The sequence below is a fragment of the Paenibacillus sp. EB106-06-01-XG199 genome (assembly GCF_058791575.1).
In genome coordinates this window covers 20,479-44,814 of record NZ_JBYTDQ010000006.1, presented here as the reverse complement: position 1 = coordinate 44,814, position 24,336 = coordinate 20,479, and the positions used below count along the sequence as shown (strand labels likewise).

The 24,336-nt window shown below is 48.4% G+C and carries 25 protein-coding genes and 1 tRNA gene; 2 read left to right on the top strand and 24 right to left on the bottom strand.

All coding sequences use genetic code 11. The annotated features are described in order from the left end of the window. Nucleotides 1-117: 117 nt before the first annotated feature. The 16 genes from AC3WT9_RS21395 to rpsF form a co-directional block, all read right to left on the bottom strand. Nucleotides 118-1,671 (bottom strand): peptidoglycan DD-metalloendopeptidase family protein, encoded by a 1,554-nt coding sequence (locus tag AC3WT9_RS21395; protein ID WP_341380301.1) that lies wholly within the window; start codon nucleotides 1,669-1,671, stop codon nucleotides 118-120. A gap of 329 nt (nucleotides 1,672-2,000) precedes the next feature. Continuing rightward, nucleotides 2,001-2,645 (bottom strand): hypothetical protein, encoded by a 645-nt coding sequence (locus AC3WT9_RS21390; RefSeq protein WP_341097454.1) that lies wholly within the window; start codon nucleotides 2,643-2,645, stop codon nucleotides 2,001-2,003. Between the two features lie 171 nt (nucleotides 2,646-2,816). Then, the gene (locus AC3WT9_RS21385; protein WP_341097456.1) at nucleotides 2,817-4,103 is read right to left on the bottom strand and encodes an adenylosuccinate synthase; all 1,287 of its coding nucleotides are present in this window, start codon (nucleotides 4,101-4,103) and stop codon (nucleotides 2,817-2,819) included. Between the two features lie 213 nt (nucleotides 4,104-4,316). Continuing rightward, nucleotides 4,317-5,678: a replicative DNA helicase gene (dnaB, locus tag AC3WT9_RS21380; protein ID WP_341097458.1), complete on the bottom strand. Its 1,362-nt coding sequence runs from the start codon at nucleotides 5,676-5,678 to the stop codon at nucleotides 4,317-4,319. Between the two features lies 1 nt (nucleotide 5,679). Further along, the gene (rplI, locus tag AC3WT9_RS21375) at nucleotides 5,680-6,126 is read right to left on the bottom strand and encodes a 50S ribosomal protein L9 (RefSeq protein ID WP_038598236.1); all 447 of its coding nucleotides are present in this window, start codon (nucleotides 6,124-6,126) and stop codon (nucleotides 5,680-5,682) included. Beyond that, nucleotides 6,123-8,129: a DHH family phosphoesterase gene (locus AC3WT9_RS21370; RefSeq protein WP_341097459.1), complete on the bottom strand. Its 2,007-nt coding sequence runs from the start codon at nucleotides 8,127-8,129 to the stop codon at nucleotides 6,123-6,125. The genes rplI and AC3WT9_RS21370 overlap by 4 nt, the downstream gene beginning before the upstream one ends. An 11-nt stretch (nucleotides 8,130-8,140) precedes the next feature. After that, entirely contained in the window at nucleotides 8,141-9,058 is a 918-nt protein-coding gene (locus AC3WT9_RS21365) for a DUF2232 domain-containing protein (RefSeq protein WP_341097460.1), read from the bottom strand. Nucleotides 9,059-9,064: 6 nt separating this feature from the next. Continuing rightward, nucleotides 9,065-9,376, bottom strand: coding sequence for a MazG-like family protein (locus tag AC3WT9_RS21360; RefSeq protein ID WP_036706324.1), 312 nt, complete (start codon nucleotides 9,374-9,376; stop codon nucleotides 9,065-9,067). Nucleotides 9,377-9,595: 219 nt separating this feature from the next. Then, nucleotides 9,596-10,021 carry a CBS domain-containing protein gene (locus AC3WT9_RS21355; RefSeq protein ID WP_020425709.1) on the bottom strand — a complete coding sequence of 142 codons (426 nt, stop codon included), beginning with the start codon at nucleotides 10,019-10,021 and terminating at the stop codon, nucleotides 9,596-9,598. A gap of 190 nt (nucleotides 10,022-10,211) precedes the next feature. Next, nucleotides 10,212-11,237: an LCP family protein gene (locus tag AC3WT9_RS21350; RefSeq protein ID WP_445745008.1), complete on the bottom strand. Its 1,026-nt coding sequence runs from the start codon at nucleotides 11,235-11,237 to the stop codon at nucleotides 10,212-10,214. Nucleotides 11,238-11,672: 435 nt separating this feature from the next. Continuing rightward, complete coding sequence (opp4A, locus tag AC3WT9_RS21345; protein ID WP_341097463.1) at nucleotides 11,673-13,388, bottom strand: oligopeptide ABC transporter substrate-binding protein; 1,716 nt, start codon at nucleotides 13,386-13,388, stop codon at nucleotides 11,673-11,675. Nucleotides 13,389-13,658: 270 nt separating this feature from the next. Next, complete coding sequence (locus tag AC3WT9_RS21340; RefSeq protein ID WP_341380302.1) at nucleotides 13,659-15,641, bottom strand: endonuclease MutS2; 1,983 nt, start codon at nucleotides 15,639-15,641, stop codon at nucleotides 13,659-13,661. A gap of 405 nt (nucleotides 15,642-16,046) precedes the next feature. Further along, nucleotides 16,047-16,421 (bottom strand): VOC family protein, encoded by a 375-nt coding sequence (locus AC3WT9_RS21335; RefSeq protein ID WP_341380439.1) that lies wholly within the window; start codon nucleotides 16,419-16,421, stop codon nucleotides 16,047-16,049. Nucleotides 16,422-16,652: 231 nt separating this feature from the next. Beyond that, nucleotides 16,653-16,925 (bottom strand): 30S ribosomal protein S18, encoded by a 273-nt coding sequence (gene rpsR / locus AC3WT9_RS21330; protein WP_019914552.1) that lies wholly within the window; start codon nucleotides 16,923-16,925, stop codon nucleotides 16,653-16,655. Nucleotides 16,926-16,946: 21 nt separating this feature from the next. Further along, entirely contained in the window at nucleotides 16,947-17,453 is a 507-nt protein-coding gene (gene ssb, locus AC3WT9_RS21325) for a single-stranded DNA-binding protein (protein WP_341097467.1), read from the bottom strand. Between the two features lie 47 nt (nucleotides 17,454-17,500). After that, complete coding sequence (rpsF, locus tag AC3WT9_RS21320; protein ID WP_038598251.1) at nucleotides 17,501-17,785, bottom strand: 30S ribosomal protein S6; 285 nt, start codon at nucleotides 17,783-17,785, stop codon at nucleotides 17,501-17,503. Nucleotides 17,786-18,000: 215 nt separating this feature from the next. Here rpsF and AC3WT9_RS21315 point away from each other — a divergent pair, with 215 nt between their 5' ends. Next, a complete protein-coding gene (locus tag AC3WT9_RS21315; protein ID WP_341097468.1) occupies nucleotides 18,001-18,198 on the top strand; it encodes a YjzC family protein in 198 nt (65 codons plus the stop codon). A 350-nt stretch (nucleotides 18,199-18,548) separates the two neighbouring features. Here AC3WT9_RS21315 and AC3WT9_RS21310 read toward each other — a convergent pair. From AC3WT9_RS21310 to AC3WT9_RS21295, 4 genes are all read right to left on the bottom strand, one after another. Further along, nucleotides 18,549-18,639 (bottom strand) — tRNA-Ser (locus tag AC3WT9_RS21310). Nucleotides 18,640-18,686: 47 nt separating this feature from the next. Continuing rightward, entirely contained in the window at nucleotides 18,687-18,893 is a 207-nt protein-coding gene (locus AC3WT9_RS21305; protein WP_341380303.1) for a DUF951 domain-containing protein, read from the bottom strand. Beyond that, a complete protein-coding gene (locus AC3WT9_RS21300) occupies nucleotides 18,893-19,927 on the bottom strand; it encodes a mechanosensitive ion channel family protein (protein WP_445935374.1) in 1,035 nt (344 codons plus the stop codon). The genes AC3WT9_RS21305 and AC3WT9_RS21300 overlap by 1 nt, the downstream gene beginning before the upstream one ends. Further along, nucleotides 19,928-20,194 carry a putative Se/S carrier protein gene (locus AC3WT9_RS21295; protein WP_341097470.1) on the bottom strand — a complete coding sequence of 89 codons (267 nt, stop codon included), beginning with the start codon at nucleotides 20,192-20,194 and terminating at the stop codon, nucleotides 19,928-19,930. Nucleotides 20,195-20,347: 153 nt separating this feature from the next. Between AC3WT9_RS21295 and yyaC the strand changes: the two genes are divergently transcribed. Continuing rightward, nucleotides 20,348-20,956, top strand: coding sequence for a spore protease YyaC (gene yyaC / locus AC3WT9_RS21290; RefSeq protein WP_341097472.1), 609 nt, complete (start codon nucleotides 20,348-20,350; stop codon nucleotides 20,954-20,956). On the opposite strand, the gene AC3WT9_RS21285 is transcribed toward yyaC, so the two are convergent. From AC3WT9_RS21285 to AC3WT9_RS21270, 4 genes are all read right to left on the bottom strand, one after another. Next, nucleotides 20,928-21,428, bottom strand: a complete 501-nt coding sequence (locus AC3WT9_RS21285; protein WP_341097473.1) for a DUF4446 family protein — start codon at nucleotides 21,426-21,428, stop codon at nucleotides 20,928-20,930. The two genes, yyaC and AC3WT9_RS21285, sit on opposite strands and share 29 nt — an antisense overlap. A 20-nt stretch (nucleotides 21,429-21,448) precedes the next feature. Then, nucleotides 21,449-22,612, bottom strand: coding sequence for an aminotransferase class V-fold PLP-dependent enzyme (locus AC3WT9_RS21280; protein WP_341097830.1), 1,164 nt, complete (start codon nucleotides 22,610-22,612; stop codon nucleotides 21,449-21,451). Nucleotides 22,613-22,706: 94 nt separating this feature from the next. After that, nucleotides 22,707-23,549, bottom strand: coding sequence for a ParB/RepB/Spo0J family partition protein (locus tag AC3WT9_RS21275; protein WP_340895750.1), 843 nt, complete (start codon nucleotides 23,547-23,549; stop codon nucleotides 22,707-22,709). Next, on the bottom strand, nucleotides 23,542-24,303 hold the full coding sequence (locus AC3WT9_RS21270) for a ParA family protein (RefSeq protein WP_038598260.1): 762 nt from the start codon (nucleotides 24,301-24,303) through the stop codon (nucleotides 23,542-23,544). The genes AC3WT9_RS21275 and AC3WT9_RS21270 overlap by 8 nt, the downstream gene beginning before the upstream one ends. Between the last annotated feature and the right edge of the window lie 33 nt (nucleotides 24,304-24,336).

Sequence of the window (24,336 nt, the reverse complement as noted above, 5' to 3'; positions counted from 1 at the left end):
GCGTCACATCCTACGAAGTGGGGATAGCACTGTACTTTCATCCTGCTCATCAATATATTTTTAGCTTTAAAAGATAAAGCCGCCCGAAAACTCGGACGGCTGATTATAACCTATGGATTATTTCAGATATCTCAGCGGATTGACCGCTGTGCCGTTCTTGCGGATCTCAAAATGCAGGTGGGTACCGGTTGAACGCCCCGTGTTGCCCATAACACCAATGCTGGCTCCCTGCTCCAGCCGCTGGCCGACAGATACTGAGATGCTTCTCAGATGGCCGTAGTAGGTGACATATCCGTTTTTGTGATCCACAATGACCACATTGCCGTAGCCGCTCTGTACGCCTGCAAAAGTAACTGTCCCGGCATCTGCAGCTGTGATGGTCCGGTTACCGGATACGAGATCGACTCCTTTATGGCTTCGTCCCCAGCGCTGGCCAAAGCTGCTGGAGAGGCTCGCCCCACTGACCGGCCAGGCAAACATGCCCGTTCCTTCGCCGACTACCTTCGTGCCGCGATAGACCACCTCAGGCAAGGAAGCCTTCAGAACCGCCTGGCCCATCCATTCTTCCTTCACTACGAGACCATTTTCCTTGGTCACCCTGTACTTCATCTGTTTCAGGCCGGTCTGTCCTGCCCGGACAACCTTGCTCTTGCCTGCTGCCAGCTCATCGCTCTTGCGGACAATCACTTCCGGCTCAGTGACAAGCTGCTCCGATACCTGCTCTACGGTTACTACAGTAAGCTCTGGCTGTGGTACGGTCAATTGCAGCTCGTCTCCAATTTGCAGGGTCAGCTCTTTCACCGACGGATTGTTGCGGAAAATATCAGCCTGCGTAATCTCAAAACGTTTGGCAATCCCAGAGACGGTATCCCCTTCCTGAACCGCATAAACAAGCGGCTCCTCTTTCCCCTCGGTGAGCACCTCGACCGCTTCCTGGACGCTCAGCACCTGGGTGGGGTCCGCCTTGACAGGAACAACGGAAACGTCCTCCTGAATGGCAACCGATTCTACCTTGTCTGCATTTGCCGGTGCAGCCGCCTTCGCGGAACGCGTAGCTGCTGTCTTCTTGAGCTGGGTGCCCATTGAAACTGCGGCAGCCGGAACGTAGTGTTCTTTCACGCCCTGCAGGACGGCATTCGCTGTCTCCTGATCCTTGACAATCCCCACAGCTTTGCCATCCACCGTCAGCTGCACTCCCACTGCATAAGCTTTAAGCATGCCATCCAGCTTGTCCAGCGTAGCGGCACTGTCTATCTCCGGTTTATACGCTTTTTCCGCCTCTGTCGTAATGCCGCTTGTTTGCAGCACCATCACTGAATCCGGATACTTGAGCTGATATTCCTGCTGCTTCTCTTCGAACAGCCGATCCAGCTCCGTTTCCTCGCTGATCTTTCCGATTTCCTCACCCTTAACCAGCACCTTATAATAGGTTACCGTGTTCGCGGTCACATATTTCTTCTCTGCCGTGATTGAAAAGGCCGCCAGAAGCACCAGACCGGCAGAAGCTGCTATCCAGGACCGCCGGAATCTCCGAGGTTTGGTTTCTTGATAAAAGACGTTAGTTTCGCTAGAGGCAGAACTGCCCTTTTGACTTTCTGCGCTGAATTCTGCGGATGTCTCTGCTTTGTCCCGCAGTTTCCCCATCCCGCGCATGAACTTAAATCCTTTCATGAAACTCTCCCTTTCAGTCCGCTTAGAAGCGGCCAACCTTGTTATTCGACCCCTTTTATATATGCTGCTGCATCTATTTACTATGTGCGTTAGTGTAACTGCATTTCGTTTCCGTCCAAAATATAAGCATAAAGTATGAGGTGAAATTCGTACTTTTCTTATATTTAAAAAGGTTACAAAAAATTAACCCCTTATAGTCCTTTTTTACTGTACCATAGACGGCAGAAAAATTTCAACTTTACCCCAAAGACAAAACCCGCGATAATCGCGGGTTTCTTCCATGATTTTGACATTTTAACATCAAGTACGTGTCCAAAAAATGACAATTTTTAGTTTGTGGTACCCTCAGTTGAATTTGGTGTAAGCATTTTCATTAAAGTGTCATATTCATCAGGATTCACATACTTGGCAATGACTTGCTGCAGTTCCCTCACTTCATTCTCCGTCAACCCATCCTCCATCGCCGTTGAGATTTTCTGCATCTCCTCCTGCGGAAGTTTGGTCATCAGGATATTGAAAATATTGGATTTCTCATCCATGGGCAGACTGTCCTTGAGCTCACCCATCGCTTCCGGTGTCATTACCAGCTGCTGGTCCAGTGCACTGTCACTTTGTTCTTCCTCTCCGGAAGCCTCTCCCATTACAGCCAAAGCATCCTCAGGCGCCTTTTCCTCCACGGACTTCTCCGTTTTTTGTTCTGGTGTATCCACCGTTTCACTTTTGCTGTCTTTCTTTGCACCGGAAGCACCTTTATCATCCTCAGCTACATTTTTGGCGTTATCTGTGGCTCCCATTCCCGTGAGGCTCTTAATAAAACCGCCAATTCCCGGTGACGGGCCCTCCAGCTCTATATCAAAACTGGCCAACACCGACTGTATATACGTATTGACGACGAATGCCGTGGTCAGAACCGAAAGTGCGCTGGCCAGTACGACAATCAGGCAGACTCCAAGTGCACGTCTTACTATCTTCATCTTCATCACTCCCTTGCGCCCTGTTCATATTCAATCTCTGGAGGATCAGTGCGTTATTGCTTTCATCCTCCCAGTATTGACTAGAACCGGCTCCGGGAAACCAAAATATTACATAATTGTTGAAGCACAAAAAAAAGAGACCCACATAGGGCCCCTTTACTTACAGGAATCTTAGATATAGATAGGCAGAACCTGATTGGTCTGCTCACGGTTGCGTCCTACGGAGAAGATGGCAATCGGAATACCCGTAAGCTCCGATACCCGCTCCACATATCTGCGTGTATTGGCCGGCAGATCGTCCAGTGTCTTCGCTCCGGTGATGTCTTCGCTCCAGCCTGGAAGCTCCTCATAGACGGCTTCGCATTCAGCCAGCATTTTGAGGCTGGCCGGATAGTGAGTAATCACCTCGCCGCGGAATTTATAGCCGGTGCAAATCTTCACCGTCTCAAGGCCGCTAAGCACATCCAGCGAGTTGAGCGACAGACCGGTAATTCCGCTGACCCGGCGGGCATGACGGACAACCACACTGTCGAACCAGCCCACACGGCGGGCACGTCCGGTTACAGTACCATATTCATGGCCTGTTTCACGGATGTAATCACCTGTAGCATCGTTCAGCTCGGTAGGGAACGGACCGTCGCCAACACGGGTAGTGTAGGCCTTAGCAACCCCGATAACCTGCTTGATCTTCGAAGGGCCCACGCCAGACCCGATGCACACACCGCCAGCCGAAGGGTTCGACGATGTAACAAACGGATAAGTCCCTTGATCGATATCCAGCATTACACCTTGTGCACCTTCAAACAGTACTCTGGAATCAGCATCTATAGCATCATTCAGAACCACTGAAGTATCCGTCACATAACCGCGAAGCACTTCTGCATACTCCAGATATTTGACTAGAATTTCTTCCACGTTCAAAGCTTCCGCTCCATAAACCTGGGTAATGACCTGATTCTTTTCCTCCATTAATTGGCGCAGTCTCAGCTCAAATTCCTCGGCATCCATCAGATCGGCGATCCGGATTCCGTTGCGTGCCGCTTTATCCATATACGCCGGGCCAATTCCCTTGCGTGTAGTACCGATTTTGTTCGGGCCTTTACGGTCTTCTTCCAAGGCATCAAGCAGCATATGATATGGCATAATGACATGGGCACGATCACTGATCACCAGATTTTTGGTGTCGAATCCGTTCTCATGAATATAATTAATTTCTTGGATCAGGGCTTCCGGATTAATAACCATTCCGTTACCGATTACACAAGTCTTTTCTTTATAAAATACACCTGATGGAATCAAGCTCAGCTTGAATTTCTTTCCGTCAATCAGAATCGTGTGACCGGCATTGTTACCCCCCTGATACCGGGCGACCACATCTGCGCTCTCTGCCAGAAAATCCGTGATCTTCCCTTTGCCTTCGTCTCCCCATTGTGTTCCCACGACGACTACCGTTGACATATTCATTCCTCCGTAGGTGCAAGCTAGCACCATTATTTTTCATAATATGGGCTCTGTACAGCGTTCTTATGTACGCAGCCCTCCGGACGCCAAAGCAGTTTTAACCTGCTAAAGCACAATAACCAGTGTAACAGCGGTACTTTTTAAAGTCAAATAAAAACGAACGATCACACAAGGAAATGTGCAATCGTTCGGAAATTGCGAATAAATGATCTACCCTGCAAAAGGTTCAGCGTGTGCCCGCTCGTAGTTGACGAACTTGTTGAAATTTTTCAGGAACACAAGCTCTACAGTGCCGACAGGGCCGTTACGCTGTTTGGCAATAATAATTTCAATGATATTTTTCTTTTCGGTATCCTGGTTATAGTAGTCATCACGATACAGGAAGGCTACGATATCGGCATCCTGCTCGATGGAACCGGATTCCCGAAGGTCACTCATCATCGGGCGCTTGTCCTGCCGCTGCTCCACACCCCGGCTGAGCTGGGAAAGGGCAATGACCGGAACATCAAGCTCACGGGCAATCTGCTTCAGGGTACGGGAAATCTCGGAGACCTCCTGCTGGCGGTTCTCCCCGCCCTTGCCGCGTCCCTGAATCAGCTGCAAGTAGTCGATGACGATCATGCCGAGGCCTTTTTCCTTCTTGAGCCTACGGCATTTCGCCCGGATATCTGTAACCGTGATCCCAGGAGTATCATCAATATAGATTTCTGCTTCCGATAAGGACTGAATCCCCATCGTAAGCTTCGACCAATCATCATCACTTTTGAAATCACCGGTACGCATAATGTTGGCATCGAGGTTGGCTTCCGCGCAGATCATACGCTGTACCAGCTGCGGCGCCGACATTTCCAGACTGAAGATGGCTACGGTCTCTTTGGCACGGACTGCTACATTCTGGGCAATATTCAGCGCGAATGCCGTCTTCCCTACGGATGGACGGGCCGCTACAATAATCAGGTCATTACGCTGGAAGCCGTTAGTCATATGATCAAGATCGGCAAAGCCGGTCGGAATCCCGGAGGTTCCCCCCTTATTCTGATGAAGCAGCTCCACGCGGTCGAAGACCTGCATGAGCACATCGCGGATGGCGATGAAGCCGCTGCCGCTCCGGCGGTTGGAGATCTCCAGAATCCGCCGCTCGGCATCGCTCAGCATATCGGCGACATCCTCACCGCCGGTGTACCCTTCACTGACGATCTGCGTCGCTGTACGGATCAGCCGCCGCAGCATCGCCTTCTCCTCAATGATCTGCGCATAATACTCCACGTTGGCCGCAGTCGGCACTGCATGCGCCAGCTTAGCTAAATAGCTGACACCGCCGATATCCTCAAGCTGCCCCTTATCCTGCAGTCTGGACGTCAGCGTAACCAGATCAATCGGCTGGCTCTCTTCTCCGAGCTGCACCATCGCCTCAAAAATCATTTGATGCGGTTTATCGTAGAAGTCTTCGGTATTCACCCGCTCCATCGCGGTAACCAGCGCTTCATCCTGCAGCAGAACAGCACCGATTACAGCCTGCTCTGCCTCCAGGTTCTGCGGGGGAATCCGATCGAAAAAGAGATCTCCACCCATCTTACTCCTCCGTTACCTGAACCGTAAGGTTAGCCTTTACTTCAGTATGCAGCTTCACACTTACCTGAAACGTACCTACATGGCGAATGGGATCACTCAGCTCAATTTTGCGCTTGTCGATTACGATCCCTTGTGTTTCCACCAAAGTTTCGGCGATCTGCTTGCTTGTTATAGCGCCGAAGAGACGGCCGCCTTCACCCGATTTTGCTTTCAGGGTCAGCGTCAGCTCGTCCAGCTTCTTACCCAGCTGCTGCGCTTCCTCTTTCTCCTGGTCCTTGCGGCGCTGCTCAGCTGCTGCCTGATTCTCCAAAGTTTTCACATTGCCGTCTGTGGCCGGGCGGACCAAGCCGCGCGGCAGCAGAAAGTTCGCTGCATAGCCTTCCGACACCTCTTTCACTTGCCCCTTCTTGCCTTGACCTTTAACATCCTTTATAAAAATGACCTTCATTCGAATAGCCCCTCTTTCGCTTCAATTTCAGCCAGAACTTCCATTAGTCTGGCTTCTGCTTGCTTGCATGTTCCCTCGAGCTGCACCGCTGCGTTGGACAAATGCCCTCCGCCGCCGAGCTTCTCCATGACCACCTGCACATTCATTCGTCCGAGTGACCGGGCACTGATGCCGATGAGGCCGTCAGGCCGCTCACTGATCACGAATGAAGCCACCACATTCGTCATTCCCAGCAGCGTATCCGCTGTCTGGGCAATTAAGAGCTGTGGAATTTTCATTCCCGGTGAGGTTACAACGAGTGCAATATGATCATACACCATCCGGGCATGTTTGATAATTTCTGCTTTGGAAATGTACTCCTGCAAATCCTCTTTCAGCATACGCTGGATAAGGATCGTGTCCGCGCCGATCCGCCGCAGAAACCCTGCCGCTTCAAAGGTTCGCGAGCCGGTATGCAACGCGAAATGCTTCGTGTCGACCGTAATTCCCGCGAGCAGCATGGTAGCCTCCAGCGGACTGAGCTTAATCTTGTCATGAATGTACTGCAGCAGTTCTGTTACCAGCTCGCAGGTGGAAGAGGCATAGGGCTCCAGATATACCAGCACCGCATCATTAATGAACTCCTCACCCCGGCGATGATGGTCAACAACAACAATGCGGCTGGCGTACTGCACGAGGCGCGGCTCCATCGTCATGGAGGCCTTGTGCGTATCCACGACAATCAGCAGCGTATGTTCAGTCATCATCTGGAGTGCCTGCTCTGTAGTAACAAAGGTTTTGTACAGCTCATCATCGCGGCGGATCTGCTCCATCATCCTAGTGATGGACGGATTAGGCGTCTCCATCACGATGTTTGCCTCCACATTGTACATCTGTGCCGCCTTAAGCAGCCCAATAGCAGCCCCTACGGCATCGATATCGGGGACCCGGTGACCCATAATCAGCACCCTGTCGCTCTCCTGCATCAGGTCACGCAGCGCATGCGCAATGACCCGCGCCCGGACTCTCGTGCGCTTCTCCGCCGCGTTACTCTTGCCTCCATAGAAGGAGAGCCTCTGGCCCGCCTTAACGGCTGCCTGATCCCCGCCGCGGCCCAGCGCCATATCCAGACTGGATTGCGCCAGCGCTCCGAGCTCACTGGCGGACTCTGAACCATAGGCAAGGCCTATGCTCAGGGTCATCGGCACCTTGAGGTCTGCCGTCATTTCACGCACTTCGTCGAGTACAACGAACCGGCTCTCTTCCAGCGCCTGCAGGCTGCGGTGATTCAGCAGCATCAAGTAGCGCTCTGAGGACAACCGCCGCAAGTATACTTCAAACTGCTTGCTCCACTCCGTAATCTCACTGGCTACCTTGGCGATCAGCGAAGTGCGCTGCTGATCATCCATGCCTTGAGCTGCTTCATCCAGATTGTCCATCATCACAATACCAATGGCCAGCTTCTCTTCCTCATACCTTTCCCGCAGAACCACAAGCTCGGTAATGTCATACAAATAGAGCAGACGCTCGCTGGGTATGGCCACAACCTGATAATACCGGTCATCCACTGAAATTTCCTGTCTGATGTCCTTGAGCACGCCCTCTTTGGCAGGGTCCCGCTTAACCGGCACATTTACCGTCAGAGAGGACATCACCTCAGGCAGCAGCTCCTGCAGCGCTTCACCTACCAGGGACTTCCGGGAAAAGATGTCACCGGCATTGCGGTTGTTCCACTCCACCGTCCGGTCTTCGCTATACAGGATAATGCCGAGCGGAAGCATGCTGACAGCTTCACCCTCCACCCGCTTGATGCGGAAAGAAAGCCCGTTGATATATTCCACCAGGTTGCGCCGGAATGAGATCTCCGCTTGCAGCATGGAGAAACATAAAGTGCCGGCCAGGAACAGGCTGGCAATCCCCAGAGCCCAGTTATAGATACTGACGACTATAATAAGGACCAGCAGCAGCAGGAACGCCCATACGGTATGATAGCCGTGCCAGCGTCTTTGCAGAAATTTAGGCATGAGCTCTCACCCTATCGTTTCGATTTCTTCACTAGCTCTCGCAGTGGGAACGCCATATCGATAATACCGATAATCCATAATCCCGGCAGCCAAATAACCGGCAGTGCCAGCAGTATCGCCACAATCTTGCTCCATTTACGCTCATAGACCACGAAGAACAGGAATCCGATAGTCTGGATTTTAAATACGATTTGCAGCAATGGCAACAGATTGGCCGAGATCATCAGCATAAAGCTGTTGTCAGAATTGCCAAACAGCAGGTTAATTACGACTCCCAACAGATAGTACCAGATAAATGATCTTGAAAGTCTCCATTCACGCGCGGGCTTCAGCTTGGGAACCGCATAGTCCATGCTGTTAAGGATGGGGCGGACAATGGAGTGGGTGATTACAGCCATCATAAACGAGCTCAGAATCAGCGTCATAGGAATAACCTGTATGGTCATATGACTGATTGTATTTACATCCTCAGATGTAAGATTGAACTCGGTCATCAGCGGATTGCCCGTGCCCAGATCAGAGAGCGGGGACGTAACCATCTGCATCATATCATTGACATAACTGGAGAGATCAAAATTGAACAGCGCCGTACCGATCACCAGCAGCAGCAGAAACTCGCCTAAAATCGTAACGGTTCCCGCAAGGATGGTCGACAGCGCCGAAGCGCGTTTCTTGTACCATCGTCCCATAACTATTGCCGGGATTAAGAAATAGAGCGCTAACACTACGTAAACAGGCGTAATCAGGCCTACAATCAGCAGTACTGGCAGTAGATGTACAATAAACTGTTTAGTACTCAGAGTAGTGAATAGCACTACAGCCGGAATAATCAAGAAAAGGGTAGTGATAATGAGCAGCGGGGTTGATAAGGATAGCAGCAGCAGCAAGTAGACGATGCTCCATGCCACAGATGTCCAGCGAAATTTCAACAGTATTCACCTCTTACGCATATGTTCTTCTAACGCAGATATATCCTGGTACCATTCTTCAAGCTGATGCCCTTCCTGCCTGTGCTTTCTAAGCTTTTCGATTAATAAATCATCCAGCTCCCGATAGGGAATACCCAGTCTGCGCCCCAGAATATATGAGCTCATAATCAGGCTGGCCAGACTGTCGCCCACACGGGCGGTGCTGCCTTCCCACAATGCCTTGAACAGCCTTGAGACTTGATCAATTACTTCGGTTTTTAACCACTCAATTACCTTGGCGCGTTTGGCCACATCCAAATCCTTCGGCACATTGGGCATGTCTCTTAACCTCCGGCAAAAAGCATTATTCTCCATTATAGCATAAATATTTCCCAGCCACACGGGACGGTCAGCCCCCCGGAAAGAGCCAAGTTTGTCTTCAGACAATAGGCCGGTTAACACCGCTTCTACGGGCCATCCCTCTTCAAAAAAGGCCCGCATTCCGTTTGTTGCCGGAAATACAGGCCTTGCTGCATTTGCATCTGATGCATCAATAAATTATAACGATTCCTGCGATTGCCGCGAAACAACCTTCTCACAATATTCAATAATTTGACTCCGGCGGACAATACCGATAAATCGGTTCATATCGTCGACCACCGGCACAAAGTTCTGCACCTTGGCCAGATTAATCAAATCCTCCATATCGGCGTCGATCGATACCGGCAGATTGTTCATCCGCAGCGGCACATCCTTAAGCAAATATTTCGAAGCATTTTCAAACGTAACCGCCCCGCCCGAGTCCTTCATGTACCAGAGCAAATCGCCTTCTGTTACGGTTCCGGCATATTCCCCGTTGCGGTTCAGGATCGGTACAGCAGTATAGCGGTGAAATTCCATCCGTTCCAAAGTCTGCCGCAGCGTTGAATCCAGTGTCACGCACGCGACCTCCTGCTTCGGAAGTAAAAAAAACGCAATATTCATCTCTTGATCCTCCTCAAAGAGTTCCGAAGGAATTAACACTTACCTTCCCCTTGTTACAGGGCCATTGTAGTTATACGCCTCAGCGAGCAATAAGTTCCATCTCATTATACCATGAAGACAGTAAGCAGCAGCCACTAACCTTGCACATGGCTGCTGCTTTTTTTAGGATATGATATTGGTCCCGACCGTTCTATTGTGCTTGAGCTGTAGCCTTGGGCTCCAGCGCGTTCTCCGCTTTGCCCGGCTCAATCAGCTGATCAACCGGTGTGCTGGCACTCATCCAATTGTCGATCAAGGCCTTCGCTTCCTTCAAGTCTTCTTCATCTATGATATCGTAATACAATCCGTTGATGCGCTCCCCTTCACCCATCACGGTAAAGCTGGAAATATCCATGTCTTTGCCGCTCATGAATTTCTTGGCCAGGCTAATAATGGTGGACGGCTCGATATCGGTCTTGAAATTTTCACCCATAATGTCCAGCAGCTCAGGGATCTTGCCGATTTGACTGATTGATAACATTTTATTCGCAACCACATCAATAAAGACCTGCTGCCGTTTGGTCCGGTTAAAATCACTGTCCTCCCGGTAACGGGTGTAATTGAGCGCCTCTTCACCATCGTAGTTCGGCTTGCCGCCCTCAATCGTAAATTTCTCGTGATCCTTGCCTTTGTTTACGATATCCTTCTTAATCGGCAGCGGTACGCCTCCAATGGCATTCACCGCATCCTTGAGGCCTTGGAAATTAATTGTGGCATAATATTGAATATCGTGCCCCAGCAGTGCCTCCAGCGTATCCTTAGCCATTTGCTGGCCGCCAAATGCGTAAGCATGTGTGATTTTGTCTTTCTTGTTGTCATTATGCCCGATGATTTCGGTATACGTATCACGCGGTATGGAAATGAGCAGCATTTTGTAATCCTCTGGACGAATGACCGCATAGATCATCGTATCGGAACGCGCCGTTTCATTGTCACGCTGGTCTGTACCCAGAAGCATGAGAGAGAACGGGTCGCTTTTATAAACAACCGGCTCCGGTTTGACTTTGTCGTTCAGCGGCTGATAAGATTCTTCCGCCAATGTTTTTTCGACCCGGTCTGACAGGAAAAGATCAAAGGCCACGACGGCCAGCTGTTTCTGAAACAGAAAGCCCCCGGCGAGAATGACTACAAGTGCTATAAGGGCAATATACCTTTTTTTCATTTTTTTCTTCTTCATCATTGGATTCCTTCTTTATGGTGGAATATACACAGGATTGCTTGAAGATCTATTTACAATGCTTGCCTGCTGCTTACCAGACAGTCATGACTGGGTTTCTTTTGTTGAACATGCTCTCTGCCCCTATTCAGTTTTAGTATTCCCCCTTTCAGGAATTAGGGTCATTCTAATTGTTGAATAAACCTGGAAAACAACTTTGACACAGAAACAATATTTCTATTGTAATCACTTGACGCATAAAAAGAAACAACAAATACCGACATCATTTGTGCTGCAGCCACTTGTATTCCATAAAGTATATGACGAGCAAAACTCTATTTTGTTATGCAGCTTGACAAATAAATATTTAAAAACCTGCTGACAGCTTAGGCTTTAACACATAAAGACCGCAACCCCCGCGATCTTTTGGGATGCGGTTTTTGCGGTCTCAAATGTCTAATCGATATCCTTAATCCACCACTTCTGCGGCTCTACAATATTGCTTATAGCATTCACTCTTACCCCCTGCAGTCGATGATTAACAGCAGTAATATTGGCCCGTTCGGCAAAAAAGATCATTGGAACCTCCTCGTTAATCAGCTTCTGCCACTCATAATACACCTGCTTGCGATGCTCCTTATCATACGATTTGGTGCCCACACCCTCACGGATCAGTTCTTCGCTGCGGGTTGAATACCAGCGCGAATAATTCCACAGATCCGATGAGCGCCACAAGCCTGACGGATCCGGGTCACTGGCTAGTCCCCATACCCCGTTAAACAGCTCGACCGAAGGATCATCGTTCTCTACCGCTTCGTAGAACGTATTCAGTTCTTTCAGACTTCCACCGTTTAGCTGTACATCCAGTCCGACCTCCCGCCAATTCTGCAGAATCGCCTGCGTGCGCGGCGCTGAGGTCTTGCTGCCGTTCATGGCATCATAGTGAATGATGAATTTAGCTCCCTTGGGGTCCTCGCGCAAGCCGTCGCCATCCATATCCACATATCCCGCTTCATCAAGCAATGACCTGGCAAGTTCAGGGTGATAGGGATAGGTATTAATCTCTGAACCGGCAATTTTGGCCCAGCTTGTACTGGGGACCGGAGTTTCAATCAGCGTTCCCAGCCCATTGGAGAATTTATTGATAATACCTTGACGGTCCAGTGCGTAATACATAGCTTTGCGCAAGCGCTTGTCTGCAAACTTGGGGTTATCCATGATATTTTGCTGTGTTACATCATCCCAATGTCCAAATTTGAAGCCTATATATTCGTAGGACAGCTCTGGCGATTGCAGAACCTCAATGTTATCCAAGTCCTTTATGGCTGCAAAATTATCCCGCGGAACCGTTCCAATATCGATCATACCTTCCTTGAACTGGGGAGAAAGGCTCTCAGGATCCACTACCTTATATACAACAGCGTCAAGCAAAGCCTTTCCCCGGTGATAATGGTCAAACCGCTTCATTTCCACAAGCTGCCCCGGCTGAATTTGAGTTACCTCGAAGGGGCCAATGCCAATTGGGTTTTTCCGCACCTGATCACTTTCCGGCATATCTTTAACAGCCACTCCGCTATAATATTTCTTGTTCATCGGATAAGGCCACAAATTGTCAATAGTATTCACGCGTGCAGCATTTACCGTAATTCTCAGCCGATAAGGATCAATGACTTTGATTCCGGAGATTTCCTTCGCTTTACCGCTATGATAATCTTCTACTCCCTTAATCATTTCCACGCTGTAATACCTTGAACCTGTGTAGTCAGGGCTGGCAATTGTCTCAAGTGCAAATTTCCAGTCTTCCACCGTCAGCTCATCGCCGTTATGCCAGCGGACACCAGGTTTAATGCTGAATGTGAACACGGTATGATCTTCGGATTCCTGCCAGGAAGCAATATTCGGTACGGTTGTCAGGTCATCCTCGACGGTAAACATAGCCTCCGTAATGAAATCAAGAACATTGGAATCATCATCTCCTTCAAAAAAAGCGGGTTCAAACAGTCCCTGGAACGGAGAGGTGTAGCCATAGGTAACGGTACCTCCTGCCTTCGCTTCATCAGCCGTTTTGCTGAAGGATATTGTATTTAAATTATTGCTTAAGCCTAAACCGCTGCATGCTGAAAGTAGGAAAGCCATGAGCATCAGCATTCCGCCAAGTTTACGTTTATGCATGTATTCCTTCCTTTCTTCTGTTCCTATAACCCTATATGGAAGCGTTTTCTAATGTTTATTTTACTGAATTTATTATTAAAATTTAGTTGTTATTCCAATTTAAGCTATATATATCAGTTTACGTAAAATTTTTAAAACACGGTTTTGATAAACCACATTATAGAGGATATACAATATTCTCCGTAAAGAAAAGACCATATTTGTAACCTTTGTGCGTCGGACACAAAAAGGCCTACCTTTTCGGGGCAGACCTCCGTTCAGAATTTATGCCTATTGCTCCTCATCCGTATGGATGATCGTCACGCCTTCAACATGTCTTTTTCGCATCAGCTTGCGCTTTTTACGGGTATCCTTACTCTCGAAAATAATATCAAAATCATAATCGTCAGGGTACAGCTCCGCTTTGGAGAGGTAGGGTTTCAGGCGTTTATGATTTATTTGCATTTTTTGCTTTTGAATCATAATCCCAACCATTCCCAAGTCATTTCGCTTCTCATACACAATTCCTGTTCTTCCAAGGGAGCTAACATACACCGCATCGCCTACCTCAAAACTCATGGCCTGCTTCTTGCTGCCTGCTTCCTCCGCAGAGTCATTCTGCTCTCCGCCTTCTTGAGTCCGCTCTTTGTCCTCTTCATTCGATTCAACGGACACTCTCAATTCATCAGTCTTGTGCCCTGTGTGCCCGTAATAAGGGCTGCTCCAGTTCACTCTCCCGCCCTGCTGTTCCCGCTGCTGGGCTACAAGCTGCTGCGAGCGCTGGATGACATTGGCCGGGATACCCAGCTTCTCGGCGATTTGCAGCGCGTAGCTTTCACCCGCCTCGCCAATGGTCAGCTTGTAGAGCGGCCGGAGTGTCTCTTTATCGAACTCCATCCGCGCATTCTGGAATCCCGGGGTTGAAGCAGCAAACACTTTTAGCTCATTAAAATGGGTAGTGACAATGATATTCGCCCCTTTGCGGTTCAATTCCTCAAGAATAGCTATCGAGAGAGCAAAACCTTCACCGGGATCTGTCCCTGCCGCCAGTTCATCAATCAGCAGCAGTACCCCTTTTCCGGCTTCCTGCAGCATTCCCTCAATGCTCTTCATCTGGGCAGAAAAGGTGCTCAGCGACTGCGTCAGGCTCTGTCCGTCTCCAATAACACTGATTACATCGCTGAATACAGCAAAGTCACAGTCCTCCTCTACAGGAACCAGCATTCCGGAATGCACCATTAAGGTCAGTAGGCCCAGTGTTTTGAGCACAACTGTTTTCCCTCCAGTATTGGGGCCTGTTACAATCAAAGACTTATAGCCCTTGCCTAACTCCAGGCTGACCGGCACCATATCCTTCAGCTTCGGATGCCTGCCGCCATTCATCCTCAAGTAACCACGGTCATTCAAAGCTACTCTCCTCGCCCCAAGTGTGCGGGCGTACTTAGCTTTGGCAAAGATGAAATCATACGTGCCCGTCACATCGGTATTGACCCGCAAGGCTTCCTGCTCCTGTTCCACCATGCCGCTGAGCATGCTTAGAATCATTCCCTCTTCCCGTGCCTCGTCAGCAGCCAGCAGCTCCAGCTCTCCCTGTAGGGCGGCTATATCATAAGGCTCGACGAAGACGGTCTGTCCGCTGGTGGATTGATCCAGCACTGAGCCTTTCACCTGCTTGTGATATTCGCGTTTTACAGGAATAACATAACGCCCGCCGCGCATGCTGACCAGATTCTCCTGGAGGATAGACTGGTGCTTGGACATAATACTCTCCAGCTTCCTGTTTAGCCGCTCTTTAGCCACTGCCAGGCGCTTGCGCACTCTCTCCAGCCCTTTACTCGCCTGGTCTTCTATGACCCCAAACCGGATACAACGTTCTATTTCCTCTCTGACATGCCTCAATTCCTGCAAAGAAGCCCCGTAGGCGGCGATCCGCGGCGCACTTTGCTCCTTGGAGGCCATATACTTGCGCAGCTGGCTGCAGCTGTTCAGAAAGGTGCATACCGACATAAGATCCTGCTCGTTATACATATATCCCGTACCCAGCAGTGACATGATCGACTCGATTCCCTCCAGAGAAGGCAGCGGAACACTTGCCCCTCTTCCCAACAGCTCATAGGCTTCATCCGTTTCATCCATTGCCCGGTGGATTGCCGGCAGGTAAGTCATCGGTGCCAGCTCATTTACATATCTTCTTCCTTCATAGGATACTGCATGCCGTGCCAAATCCTGTTTGATCTCTTCGTATTCAAGGGTATTCAAACTTTGCAGATTCAATGTTTCTCCTCCTCTATTGTCGGCCTGAATGTGTCAGGCGTGATTGTTCCTAACGCAAAAAAGGGCAAAGACTGCCACTACGGCAGTCCTTGCCCTCATTTATAGGCTGTTGTCTCTGAAAATAGAAAAAACCGTGCTGCAAGAGCACGGTTAATTACAAAGAGAACAACAGCCGTAAAGAGGCCATCGTGACGCTTCGTGTGTTCTTAACTAAATCATTCACCTTCAACAACCAGAGCATGTCGCGGGACAGACTCAAACAGAGCACACGTATCGCCTAATCCGATACCTGGCGCAGCTAATTGTTTAGGTAATATGAAATTGCTTAGTTAAGAACGCTCACCAACATCAAAATTTCCCCTTTAGTTTAGGATAACTGTAATTTACTACATTCTGTGACATCCGTCAATTGGCAACAAAACAGTTCAATACCCAACTAATTCTATTCTTACTATCTGCAACTTGTCCATGAAGAGCGCCGAAGAAAGTCTTTTGCAGCTCAACCAGGACTTGACCGCCATCAGTAATCAGTTTGTCATAAATGCCGCGCAGCTGTTCCTCACTGTCCAGCCCCATAATAATGCTGACATTTTCCGTCTTGGCGCCTTTCCCGTAATCATCGGAGAAATGGATCAGACTCTGGCCCAGATGCAGCTCTGCATGCAGCCACTTGCCTTTATGCTCATTCAAAATCTTAATTCCCCCGCCAAACACGCTCTGATAATATTCTACCGAATCTTGTACATTCTCAATGACTACATAGGGGCTTGCACTGACCATCATCATGCCTCCAAGAATTAAATTATGCGGCTGTTTAGCTTCCGTCATTTCTTACTCATTATATACAATTTAGTATTTATGACCAAGCGGGCATACTTTGAGCGCAGCCGTCCTGCTATCATTTGGTTTTATCCGTCTTTCTTCTTAGCTGAAGCTGATTAATGCGGGAGGGTGTCGTTTAGGGGCAAATAAAAAAGCAGCCGGTTGCCCGGCTGCTTTGTATAAAACGTCCTATTCCGTTGTGTAAGGCAGCAGCGCGATTTGACGCGAGCGTTTTACAGCAATGGTCAGAGCGCGTTGGTATTTTGCACTTGTACCTGTTACACGACGCGGCAAAATCTTTCCGCGTTCGCTGATGAACTTCTTAAGAAGCTCAGTGTCTTTATAATCAATGTGAGTAATTTTGTTCACAGTGAAGTAGCACACTTTTTTGCGCTTGTTGCGTCCACCACGACGTGCCGGTCTTTTGTCGTTGTCTCCGCCTTCTCTTTGTTTGAAAGCCATGTTCAGTTCAGTCCTTCCTTATTAAAATGGCAAATCATCGTCCGATATATCGATCGGTTTTCCATCGCCCGAAAAAGGATCTTGATTATTGTTGTTGTTACGCGAAAAATTATTGCTGTTTCCGCGCCCACTGTTACCACCGCTACCACCATAGGCTGGTTCTTCAGGAACACTTGCATCACTTGGTGTATTTCCGCCTTCACGGTTTTGCGAAGATTCCAGGAAACGGACATTATCGGCAATGACTTCGGTTACGTATACACGTTTACCTTCGTTATTCTCGTAATTCCGTACTTGGATGCGTCCTTCCACGGCTGTCAGACGTCCTTTGCGCAAGTAATTGGCACAGGTCTCAGCCAGCTGTCTCCAGGTTACTACCGGGATGAAGTCCGCCTCGCGTTCACCGTTCTGGCCCGTAAAGTTGCGGTCTACAGCAAGTGTAAACTGCGTTACGGCTACACCAGCGGGAGTATAACGAAGTTCCGGGTCACGGGTCAACCGACCGATCAGAATGATACGGTTCAACAATTCAATCCCCTCCTTTAACGCGATCAATTACAAAGCTTGTCAACATCTTAGGCAACGTCGTTCGTAATGAGATAACGAATTACTTCGTCGGAAATCTTCATGAGACGTTCCAATTCGGTAACTACTGCAGGTTCTGCATTGAAGTTAACCAAAACATAAACGCCATCACGGAATTTCTTGATCTCATACGCAAGACGGCGTTTACCTTGCACATCGTGCTTTGTAATTTCTCCGCCGTTGGAGATGATGCCTTGGAATTTTTCGACTGCTGCTTGAACGGCTTCTTGTTCAATGTCAGGACGAATAATGTACATGACTTCATATTTGCGCATAATTTTCACCTCCTTATGGTCTGCGGCCCCTAATCACGTCAGGAGCAAGGAACGAGCACAAACATAGACTCGCACCATATTAATATACCAAATAGTTCTGACGAGTGCAAGCAATATTAATCAATACCATTTCCAGGTACTTTTTAGCTACATGAACAACCTCATGAGTGCGCACAATATAACTGTATTCACCACTCTAGAGAAGGAGGGATATCATGGGCGAACAGACGGAATATGAAAAAGGCGACAAAGCACCTAACCCCGGTGTCTACATGGAAGTAGGCGAAGCACGCAGCTTCCACACACAGATCAATAATCCGAAACGGATCGAAATGGAAAAGGGTGATACCTTCCCCGAAACCACCAACAAAAACCGCAAATGGAAAAAGGTCGAGAAAGCGCGGGTCCATTAATTTTTGAGCATCATGTATAAAAGAGTCGATCCTGTCCCATAATAAACTCAGGCAGTACAAAAGAGAGGTGTGGTTCCGTTGGACGTCGTAGACGAACACAATCACTGGGATTCTGATTCAGCAACTATTGTAACCCGGGAAGAGTAAGGGCTGGGCTCCTAAAAAAAGCACAGTCTCAGCACAACCCAATCACTTTAGCGGCTTTACACAGAGAAATTCCGAACATCATTGATGTACTGCCTCTGGAGAGGGACCCGATAGGGTTCCTCTTTTTTGTTGTTGATCAAGTACAAATAAAAAAACCTCCGCCGATCAGCGAAGGTTGGATTAACGATTATAAAGTGCTGTAGTGGCGGAGAGGGTGGGATTCGAACCCACGCACGCTGTGACACGCCTAACTGATTTCGAGTCAGCCCCCTTGGGCCTCTTGGGTACCTCTCCGCAGCAAGAATTATTGTATCATGATGCAGCTTGCTTTGCAAGCTTAATTATTCAAGTCCGCATTGCGCTGCACGCAGAACCTTTTTCATGTTCTTTTCGAACTTTGCACGGGGAATCAGGACACTATGCTGGCAGCCGGTGCACTTAATGCGGATGTCCATACCCATGCGGATAATCTCCATTTCATTAGTGCCGCAAGGATGCGGCTTCTTCATCTGCACAACATCACCCAACTGGAAAACCTTCCGTTCCATCACTCTTCCCCCTCTTCGCCTTCTCTTTCCTGAGCCGCAGCGATTTGCCTTCTAGGGTTATTCCCCTCGGTTTCCCGGGCTCTCCGTGCCGCTTCAAGCGCCTCGGCTTCCGCTTCCGCCATTGCTACGCGTCCCGCCAACTCACGCGCTTCCTGCTCGGCCTTAGCCGCCTCCAGACTAGTCTGCTTCTCCAGCGCCTGTTTGATATCGCTCTGGATCTGCCGTTCTGCCGAGTCTCTGGCGTTAGGGAGACAATTCGCCGCTACACGAATCACATATTCTGAAGTGCTCATGGACTGAATACCCAGTATATTCGGGTACGCGAGTACATTTGAATTACGTTCCTCAATCCCCACAAGCGCTTCACCAATCAATGAAAGAGTGGCTTCAAGCCCCCGCTCTATTTTCACCGGAACATCCACCACTGCCAAAGCATTGGCAAGTGAATAGTTGGTCACATTGATAATGGTGCCATTCGGGATGATATGAACCTCACCGGTAGTACTCAGCAGTCTTGTCGTTCTGAGACCAATCATCTCTACAGTCCCTTTATAAGTACCGGTCTGGATTACATCGCCTACCGCGAACTGATCCTCAAAAATGATAAAGAATCCGGTAATTACATCTTTGACCAAACTCTGCGCTCCAAAACCAATAGCAAGCCCCACTACCCCGGCTCCTGCCAGCAGTGGTCCCAAATTGAAATTAAATTCAGCGAGAATTATCATGATCATTACAAAATTACAGATAAACGTAACCACATTCTTCAGCAGTCCCCCAACGGTTGAGAACCGGCGGCTGTTCACTAACATTCTTCCACGGGTCTCCCGCTCCATTGAACGGTCAATGATCTTGGATACCACTTTTATAATGACCCGTGTCAGGATAAAGATGATAAGAATCCGCAAGCCCGAAAACAGCACATTTGCCCACATCTCCGTGTTGGTGAAAAACTCCCACACCTTATCACTAAGAGTATATGCGGCTTTCAATGGATCTGTATGTTCTTCTGCATTCAACATCCACTTATTCATCTACTCCTCCCCTTCCGCGATAAGTGTATAACCTCTTCCTTCATTGTCCTTGCCATAGATCCCGCGGATTTCAACGTCCTGCTCCGCTATAATCTTCCGGACTTCCCCGATGGCCCCCCGAAAGAACTGAATAGACATTGCACAGCCTGCTGTAATTTCTTTGGGAGTCGGGAAGATATCAATTTCGATTTCCGCGTATTCCAGCAGCATTTCGGCGCGCAGCGCCTGCTGCGTAGAATCAAAAGCAATCAGCAGCTCTTCCTCCATCTCCACGCCTCCCTCTGGGTTAAACGTCCTATCTCTTGCCCCTGTAGTATAAAAAATCTCTTTCATCCATATACTAGGATCATCAGCAACCTTTCAATGGAAAGACAAGCCTGCTGATATTTTGGTAGAGTCCCCTTCAGAAAGGAAGATTTTATGAATTCTTCTTCTAAAGCTGCACCACTGCAAGAACCATCCTGTTTAAAAATATCACATGACGATCCCAATATCTATTCTGCTATTACTCACCGTCTGCTTTTTCACTTTTCCCGCACCCGTCCCGATACACCGATTATAATCGTCTGTATAGGCACGGACCGTTCAACCGGAGATTCACTCGGACCGCTGGTTGGAACAGCCTTGGCGCGGTTCCACAGCCCTCTGTTCCAGCTGTATGGAACACTGGACGAGCCTGTGCATGCCGTTAATCTGGAAGAAACACTTACCCTCATCCGAGAGAAATATAATAACCCTTTTATCATTGGTATTGATGCCTGCCTGGGACATTCTACGAGTGTCGGCTGTATTCAGGTCGTAGATGGACCTTTAAAGCCCGGAGCCGGCGTTAACAAGCAACTTCCCCCTGTTGGCGATATCCATCTGACTGGCATCGTTAACGTAGGCGGATTTATGGAGTATTTCGTATTACAAAATACAAGATTGAGTCTTGTAATGCGGTTATCTGATATTATTGCTGTCAGCCTCCATTCCGCCTTGAAACAGTGGAATCTTCACGCTAAATCTGCTGCAACGCGAGAGCAATAACTTCCTTCTCTTCTGGAGACAAAGGATATTGGGATTCTCCCGCTTCAAGCGGTTTGGAATAGATATAGGAGTTCTCACGATTATGAAGACTGGTGAGCACAATTCCGCTGCGATTGTCATCCACTATTGCCAGCGAAAAGCTCAGGTCATTTCCGCGTTCACCGAAGGCATTATATCGCTTCAGAGCCATTTTTGACTTCATGCCGCGCATTTTAGCCTGAGCAGCTTCAATCAAAGCCTTATGTTCCTTCTGCTCCTCTTCCAGCATATCGCCTTGATTCTTAAGATCAATTAACAAGCTTTCCAGATCTTCCACACCGCTACCGCTCATCATCGTTTCATATCTGCGCCGCATCTTGCCAAGCTTGTTGCTCTGAAGAATCAACACTATAGCCATTATTATAACCACAACGGTGAACGCAATAACAAACCAGGATAATTGTTCATTTATTAACTGATTCAATTCTGACATATATGGACCATCCTTCGTATTTATCTGCTGCGGGCAAAGCCATATAGTTCCTCCATGGCGACCAGCATTCTGTTTATATCATCTTCTGTGGAGCTGACTCCTACACTTGCCCGTACAGCACCGCTTTCCAGTGTCTCCGCCGCTTTATGGGCCAACGGGGTACAGTGCATCCCGGCACGCACAGCAATGTTATACTCCCGGTCCAGCCGATGTGCAATCTCTGCCGACTCCTGCCCTTCTATTGTAAACGAAACAATTCCGCTGCGCGAAACACCAATTTCAGGCCCAAGCAACCTCATACCAGGAATGCCGGACAAACCTTCCATTAGTTTCTGTGTCAGCAGCCATTCCTGCCGGTGAATATTCACCGGGCCTAAAGACTTAATCCTTTTCAAGCCTGCAAGCAGCCCGGCTATCCCCACAGCGTTCTGTGTCCCCGCTTCATACCGGTCAGGCCGAACAGTAGGCTGTTCACTGTTTTCAGACTGGCTGCCTGTCCCTCCATGCATCAGTGGCTCTAAATCAAGGTTTGGAGCAATATATAGCCCCCCTGTCCCCTGCGGTCCAAGCAGCCCTTTATGACCAGGAAATGCAAGTAAATCAATATTCATTTGGGCTACATCTATTTCCAGCGTCCCGGCACTTTGCGCAGCATCCACCAGAAACACCGCCCCGTGAGACTTTGCGATATCGCCAATTTCTCCGATTGGCAGAATACTGCCCAGCAGATTGGAACTATGATTGCAGATCACCATTTTAGTATTTCGTCTTAATGTTTTTTGAAGCTCCAGCAAATCGACCTGGCCTTTAGCATCGACGCGCAAATAATCTACTTCCACTTCTAAAGTCCGGCGTAAATACTCCAGCGGCCTACGAACGGAATTATGTTCTGTCATCGTTGAGATGACATGATCCCCCCGTTGCAGTGTACCCTTAATGGCCATATTTAGCCCCATTGTTGTATTGTGGGTAAAGGCAATATCCTGAGCGTTGGAGATAGAAAAAAGTTCAGCAAGCATGCTTCGCGCTCTCACCAGCACCCTGCCTGTCCCAATGGCGAGCGAGTGATTACCACGGCCGGCATTCGCGCCGGAGTGTTGCAGGGCATCCAGCATCGCAGCAGCCACCTCTGGGGGCTTAGGCCATGAAGTTGCCGCATGATCTAAATAAATCAATTCTCCCATCTCTCCACCCTCACTTTTTTTCATTTAAAAAACACACCCTTCCATATCCGCTAAAGGATATCTCAGGATATGTTTTCGGGCACAGATATCCAAATCAGTTTCCCAATAGTTCCAGTAATCTTTCCAGGTCTTGGGCACTGTAATAATTGATTTCAATTTTCCCTTTTTCTTTACCTTGTTTAATCTTCACTGTTGTTTTGAATCGCTCGCGCAATCCTTCTTCAACATTATCAATGTATGGATCACGTTTAACAACTTTCGCTTTTATGCCATTGGCAGGTTTACGGTCCAGATTCTTTACGACCTCTTCTAACTGTCTGACATTCCACTGCTGTTCCACACATTGATCCGCCAACTGTTTCACCGTCTCCGGATCTTTCAAGGCAACGATTGCCCGAGCATGTCCCATGGAAATTGTTCCACGTGAAACATATTCCTTCACTTCTTCCGGCAAAGTCAGCAGTCGTAAAAAGTTAGCGATATGCGATCTTGATTTACCAACCTTCAGTGAAAGCTCCTCTTGGGTAAGCGAAAATTGATCCATTAGCCCTTGATAAGCAACTGCAATTTCCATCGCATTCAAATTTTCCCGCTGTAGATTTTCAATCAGGGCAATTTCCATGACTTGCTGGTCGCTAAGACTTCGCACAACAGCAGGAATGGTTGCCTTTCCACAATACTGTGAAGCACGGAATCTGCGTTCACCAGCGATGATTTCATAACCTTTCAGCACTGCGCGAACAATAATCGGTTGAATTACACCATGTTGTCTTATGGATTCAGCCAACTCTTGTATGGCTTCCTCATTAAAGTCCTTACGGGGCTGATAAGGGTTAGCGCGCAATTGTCCTAAAGGTATCTCCACAACCTTATCGTCTTCATTGATAGACAAGGACGGAATTAACGCATCGAGACCTTTCCCTAAACGCTTACTCATAAGAGATCACTTCCTTTGCCAACTCTAAGTAAACTTCCGCTCCTTTGGAACGGGTATCATAAGTAATAATGGATTGCCCATGGGAAGGCGCTTCACTTAGCCGTACATTGCGTGGGATAATAGTTTTGTAAACCTTTTCCTGAAAATACTTTTTCACTTCTTCAATCACTTGAATCCCCAGATTAGTCCGGGCATCAAGCATGGTTAACAATACCCCTTCAATCTTTAAATGCGGGTTGAGGTTCTTTTGTACAAGCCTTACAGTATTAAGCAACTGGCTTAATCCCTCAAGGGCATAATATTCACACTGGATAGGAATAATCACTGAATCCGCAGCCGTCAGTGAATTAATGGTAAGGATACCCAATGATGGAGGACAATCAATGATAATATAATCATAATTGCTCTTCACTGCATTAAGCGCCTTCTTCAGCTTCAGCTCTCTGGAAATTGTAGATACCAATTCAATCTCCGCACCCGCCAATTGAATCGTTGCCGGGATAATATGAAGCCCCTCAATTTGTGTTTCCAATATCGTTTCCTGAGGATTCACTTCATTAATAAGAATATCATAAATGCAATTTGCTACATCCGCTTTGTTGACGCCAACGCCGCTTGTAGTGTTGCCTTGCGGATCAATATCGACAAGAAGCACTCTTTTCCCTAAAGTAGCCATACCGGCACCAAGGTTCACAGAGGTTGTCGTTTTACCGACTCCACCTTTTTGATTTGCTATGGCAATAATCTTGGACACTTATTTCACCTCGAATTGTTAGGAAGAATCATC

Excerpts from the sequence above, each read along its gene's own strand:
- rpsR (WP_019914552.1), bottom strand. The coding sequence starts at position 16,925 with ATGGCTTTCAAACAAAGAGAAGGCGGAGACAACGACAAAAGACCGGCA.
- AC3WT9_RS21395 (WP_341380301.1), bottom strand. The coding sequence starts at position 1,671 with ATGAAAGGATTTAAGTTCATGCGCGGGATGGGGAAACTGCGGGACAAA.
- opp4A (WP_341097463.1), bottom strand. The coding sequence starts at position 13,388 with ATGCATAAACGTAAACTTGGCGGAATGCTGATGCTCATGGCTTTCCTA.
- AC3WT9_RS21355 (WP_020425709.1), bottom strand. The coding sequence starts at position 10,021 with ATGAATATTGCGTTTTTTTTACTTCCGAAGCAGGAGGTCGCGTGCGTG.
- AC3WT9_RS21275 (WP_340895750.1), bottom strand. The coding sequence starts at position 23,549 with ATGAGTAAGCGTTTAGGGAAAGGTCTCGATGCGTTAATTCCGTCCTTG.
- rplI (WP_038598236.1), bottom strand. The coding sequence starts at position 6,126 with ATGAAGGTCATTTTTATAAAGGATGTTAAAGGTCAAGGCAAGAAGGGG.
- AC3WT9_RS21360 (WP_036706324.1), bottom strand. The coding sequence starts at position 9,376 with ATGCCCAATGTGCCGAAGGATTTGGATGTGGCCAAACGCGCCAAGGTA.
- AC3WT9_RS21385 (WP_341097456.1), bottom strand. The coding sequence starts at position 4,103 with ATGTCAACGGTAGTCGTCGTGGGAACACAATGGGGAGACGAAGGCAAA.
- AC3WT9_RS21390 (WP_341097454.1), bottom strand. The coding sequence starts at position 2,645 with ATGAAGATAGTAAGACGTGCACTTGGAGTCTGCCTGATTGTCGTACTG.
- AC3WT9_RS21280 (WP_341097830.1), bottom strand. The coding sequence starts at position 22,612 with ATGGGAGAATTGATTTATTTAGATCATGCGGCAACTTCATGGCCTAAG.
- AC3WT9_RS21295 (WP_341097470.1), bottom strand. The coding sequence starts at position 20,194 with ATGGAGGAAGAGCTGCTGATTGCTTTTGATTCTACGCAGCAGGCGCTG.
- dnaB (WP_341097458.1), bottom strand. The coding sequence starts at position 5,678 with ATGGGTGGAGATCTCTTTTTCGATCGGATTCCCCCGCAGAACCTGGAG.
- AC3WT9_RS21305 (WP_341380303.1), bottom strand. The coding sequence starts at position 18,893 with ATGGAACGGAAGGTTTTCCAGTTGGGTGATGTTGTGCAGATGAAGAAG.
- AC3WT9_RS21370 (WP_341097459.1), bottom strand. The coding sequence starts at position 8,129 with ATGCCTAAATTTCTGCAAAGACGCTGGCACGGCTATCATACCGTATGG.
- AC3WT9_RS21300 (WP_445935374.1), bottom strand. The coding sequence starts at position 19,927 with ATGAATAAGTGGATGTTGAATGCAGAAGAACATACAGATCCATTGAAA.
- AC3WT9_RS21285 (WP_341097473.1), bottom strand. The coding sequence starts at position 21,428 with ATGTCAGAATTGAATCAGTTAATAAATGAACAATTATCCTGGTTTGTT.
- AC3WT9_RS21335 (WP_341380439.1), bottom strand. The coding sequence starts at position 16,421 with ATGGTCAGTGCAAGCCCCTATGTAGTCATTGAGAATGTACAAGATTCG.
- yyaC (WP_341097472.1), top strand. The coding sequence starts at position 20,348 with ATGAATTCTTCTTCTAAAGCTGCACCACTGCAAGAACCATCCTGTTTA.
- AC3WT9_RS21350 (WP_445745008.1), bottom strand. The coding sequence starts at position 11,237 with ATGAAGAAGAAAAAAATGAAAAAAAGGTATATTGCCCTTATAGCACTT.
- AC3WT9_RS21315 (WP_341097468.1), top strand. The coding sequence starts at position 18,001 with ATGGGCGAACAGACGGAATATGAAAAAGGCGACAAAGCACCTAACCCC.
- rpsF (WP_038598251.1), bottom strand. The coding sequence starts at position 17,785 with ATGCGCAAATATGAAGTCATGTACATTATTCGTCCTGACATTGAACAA.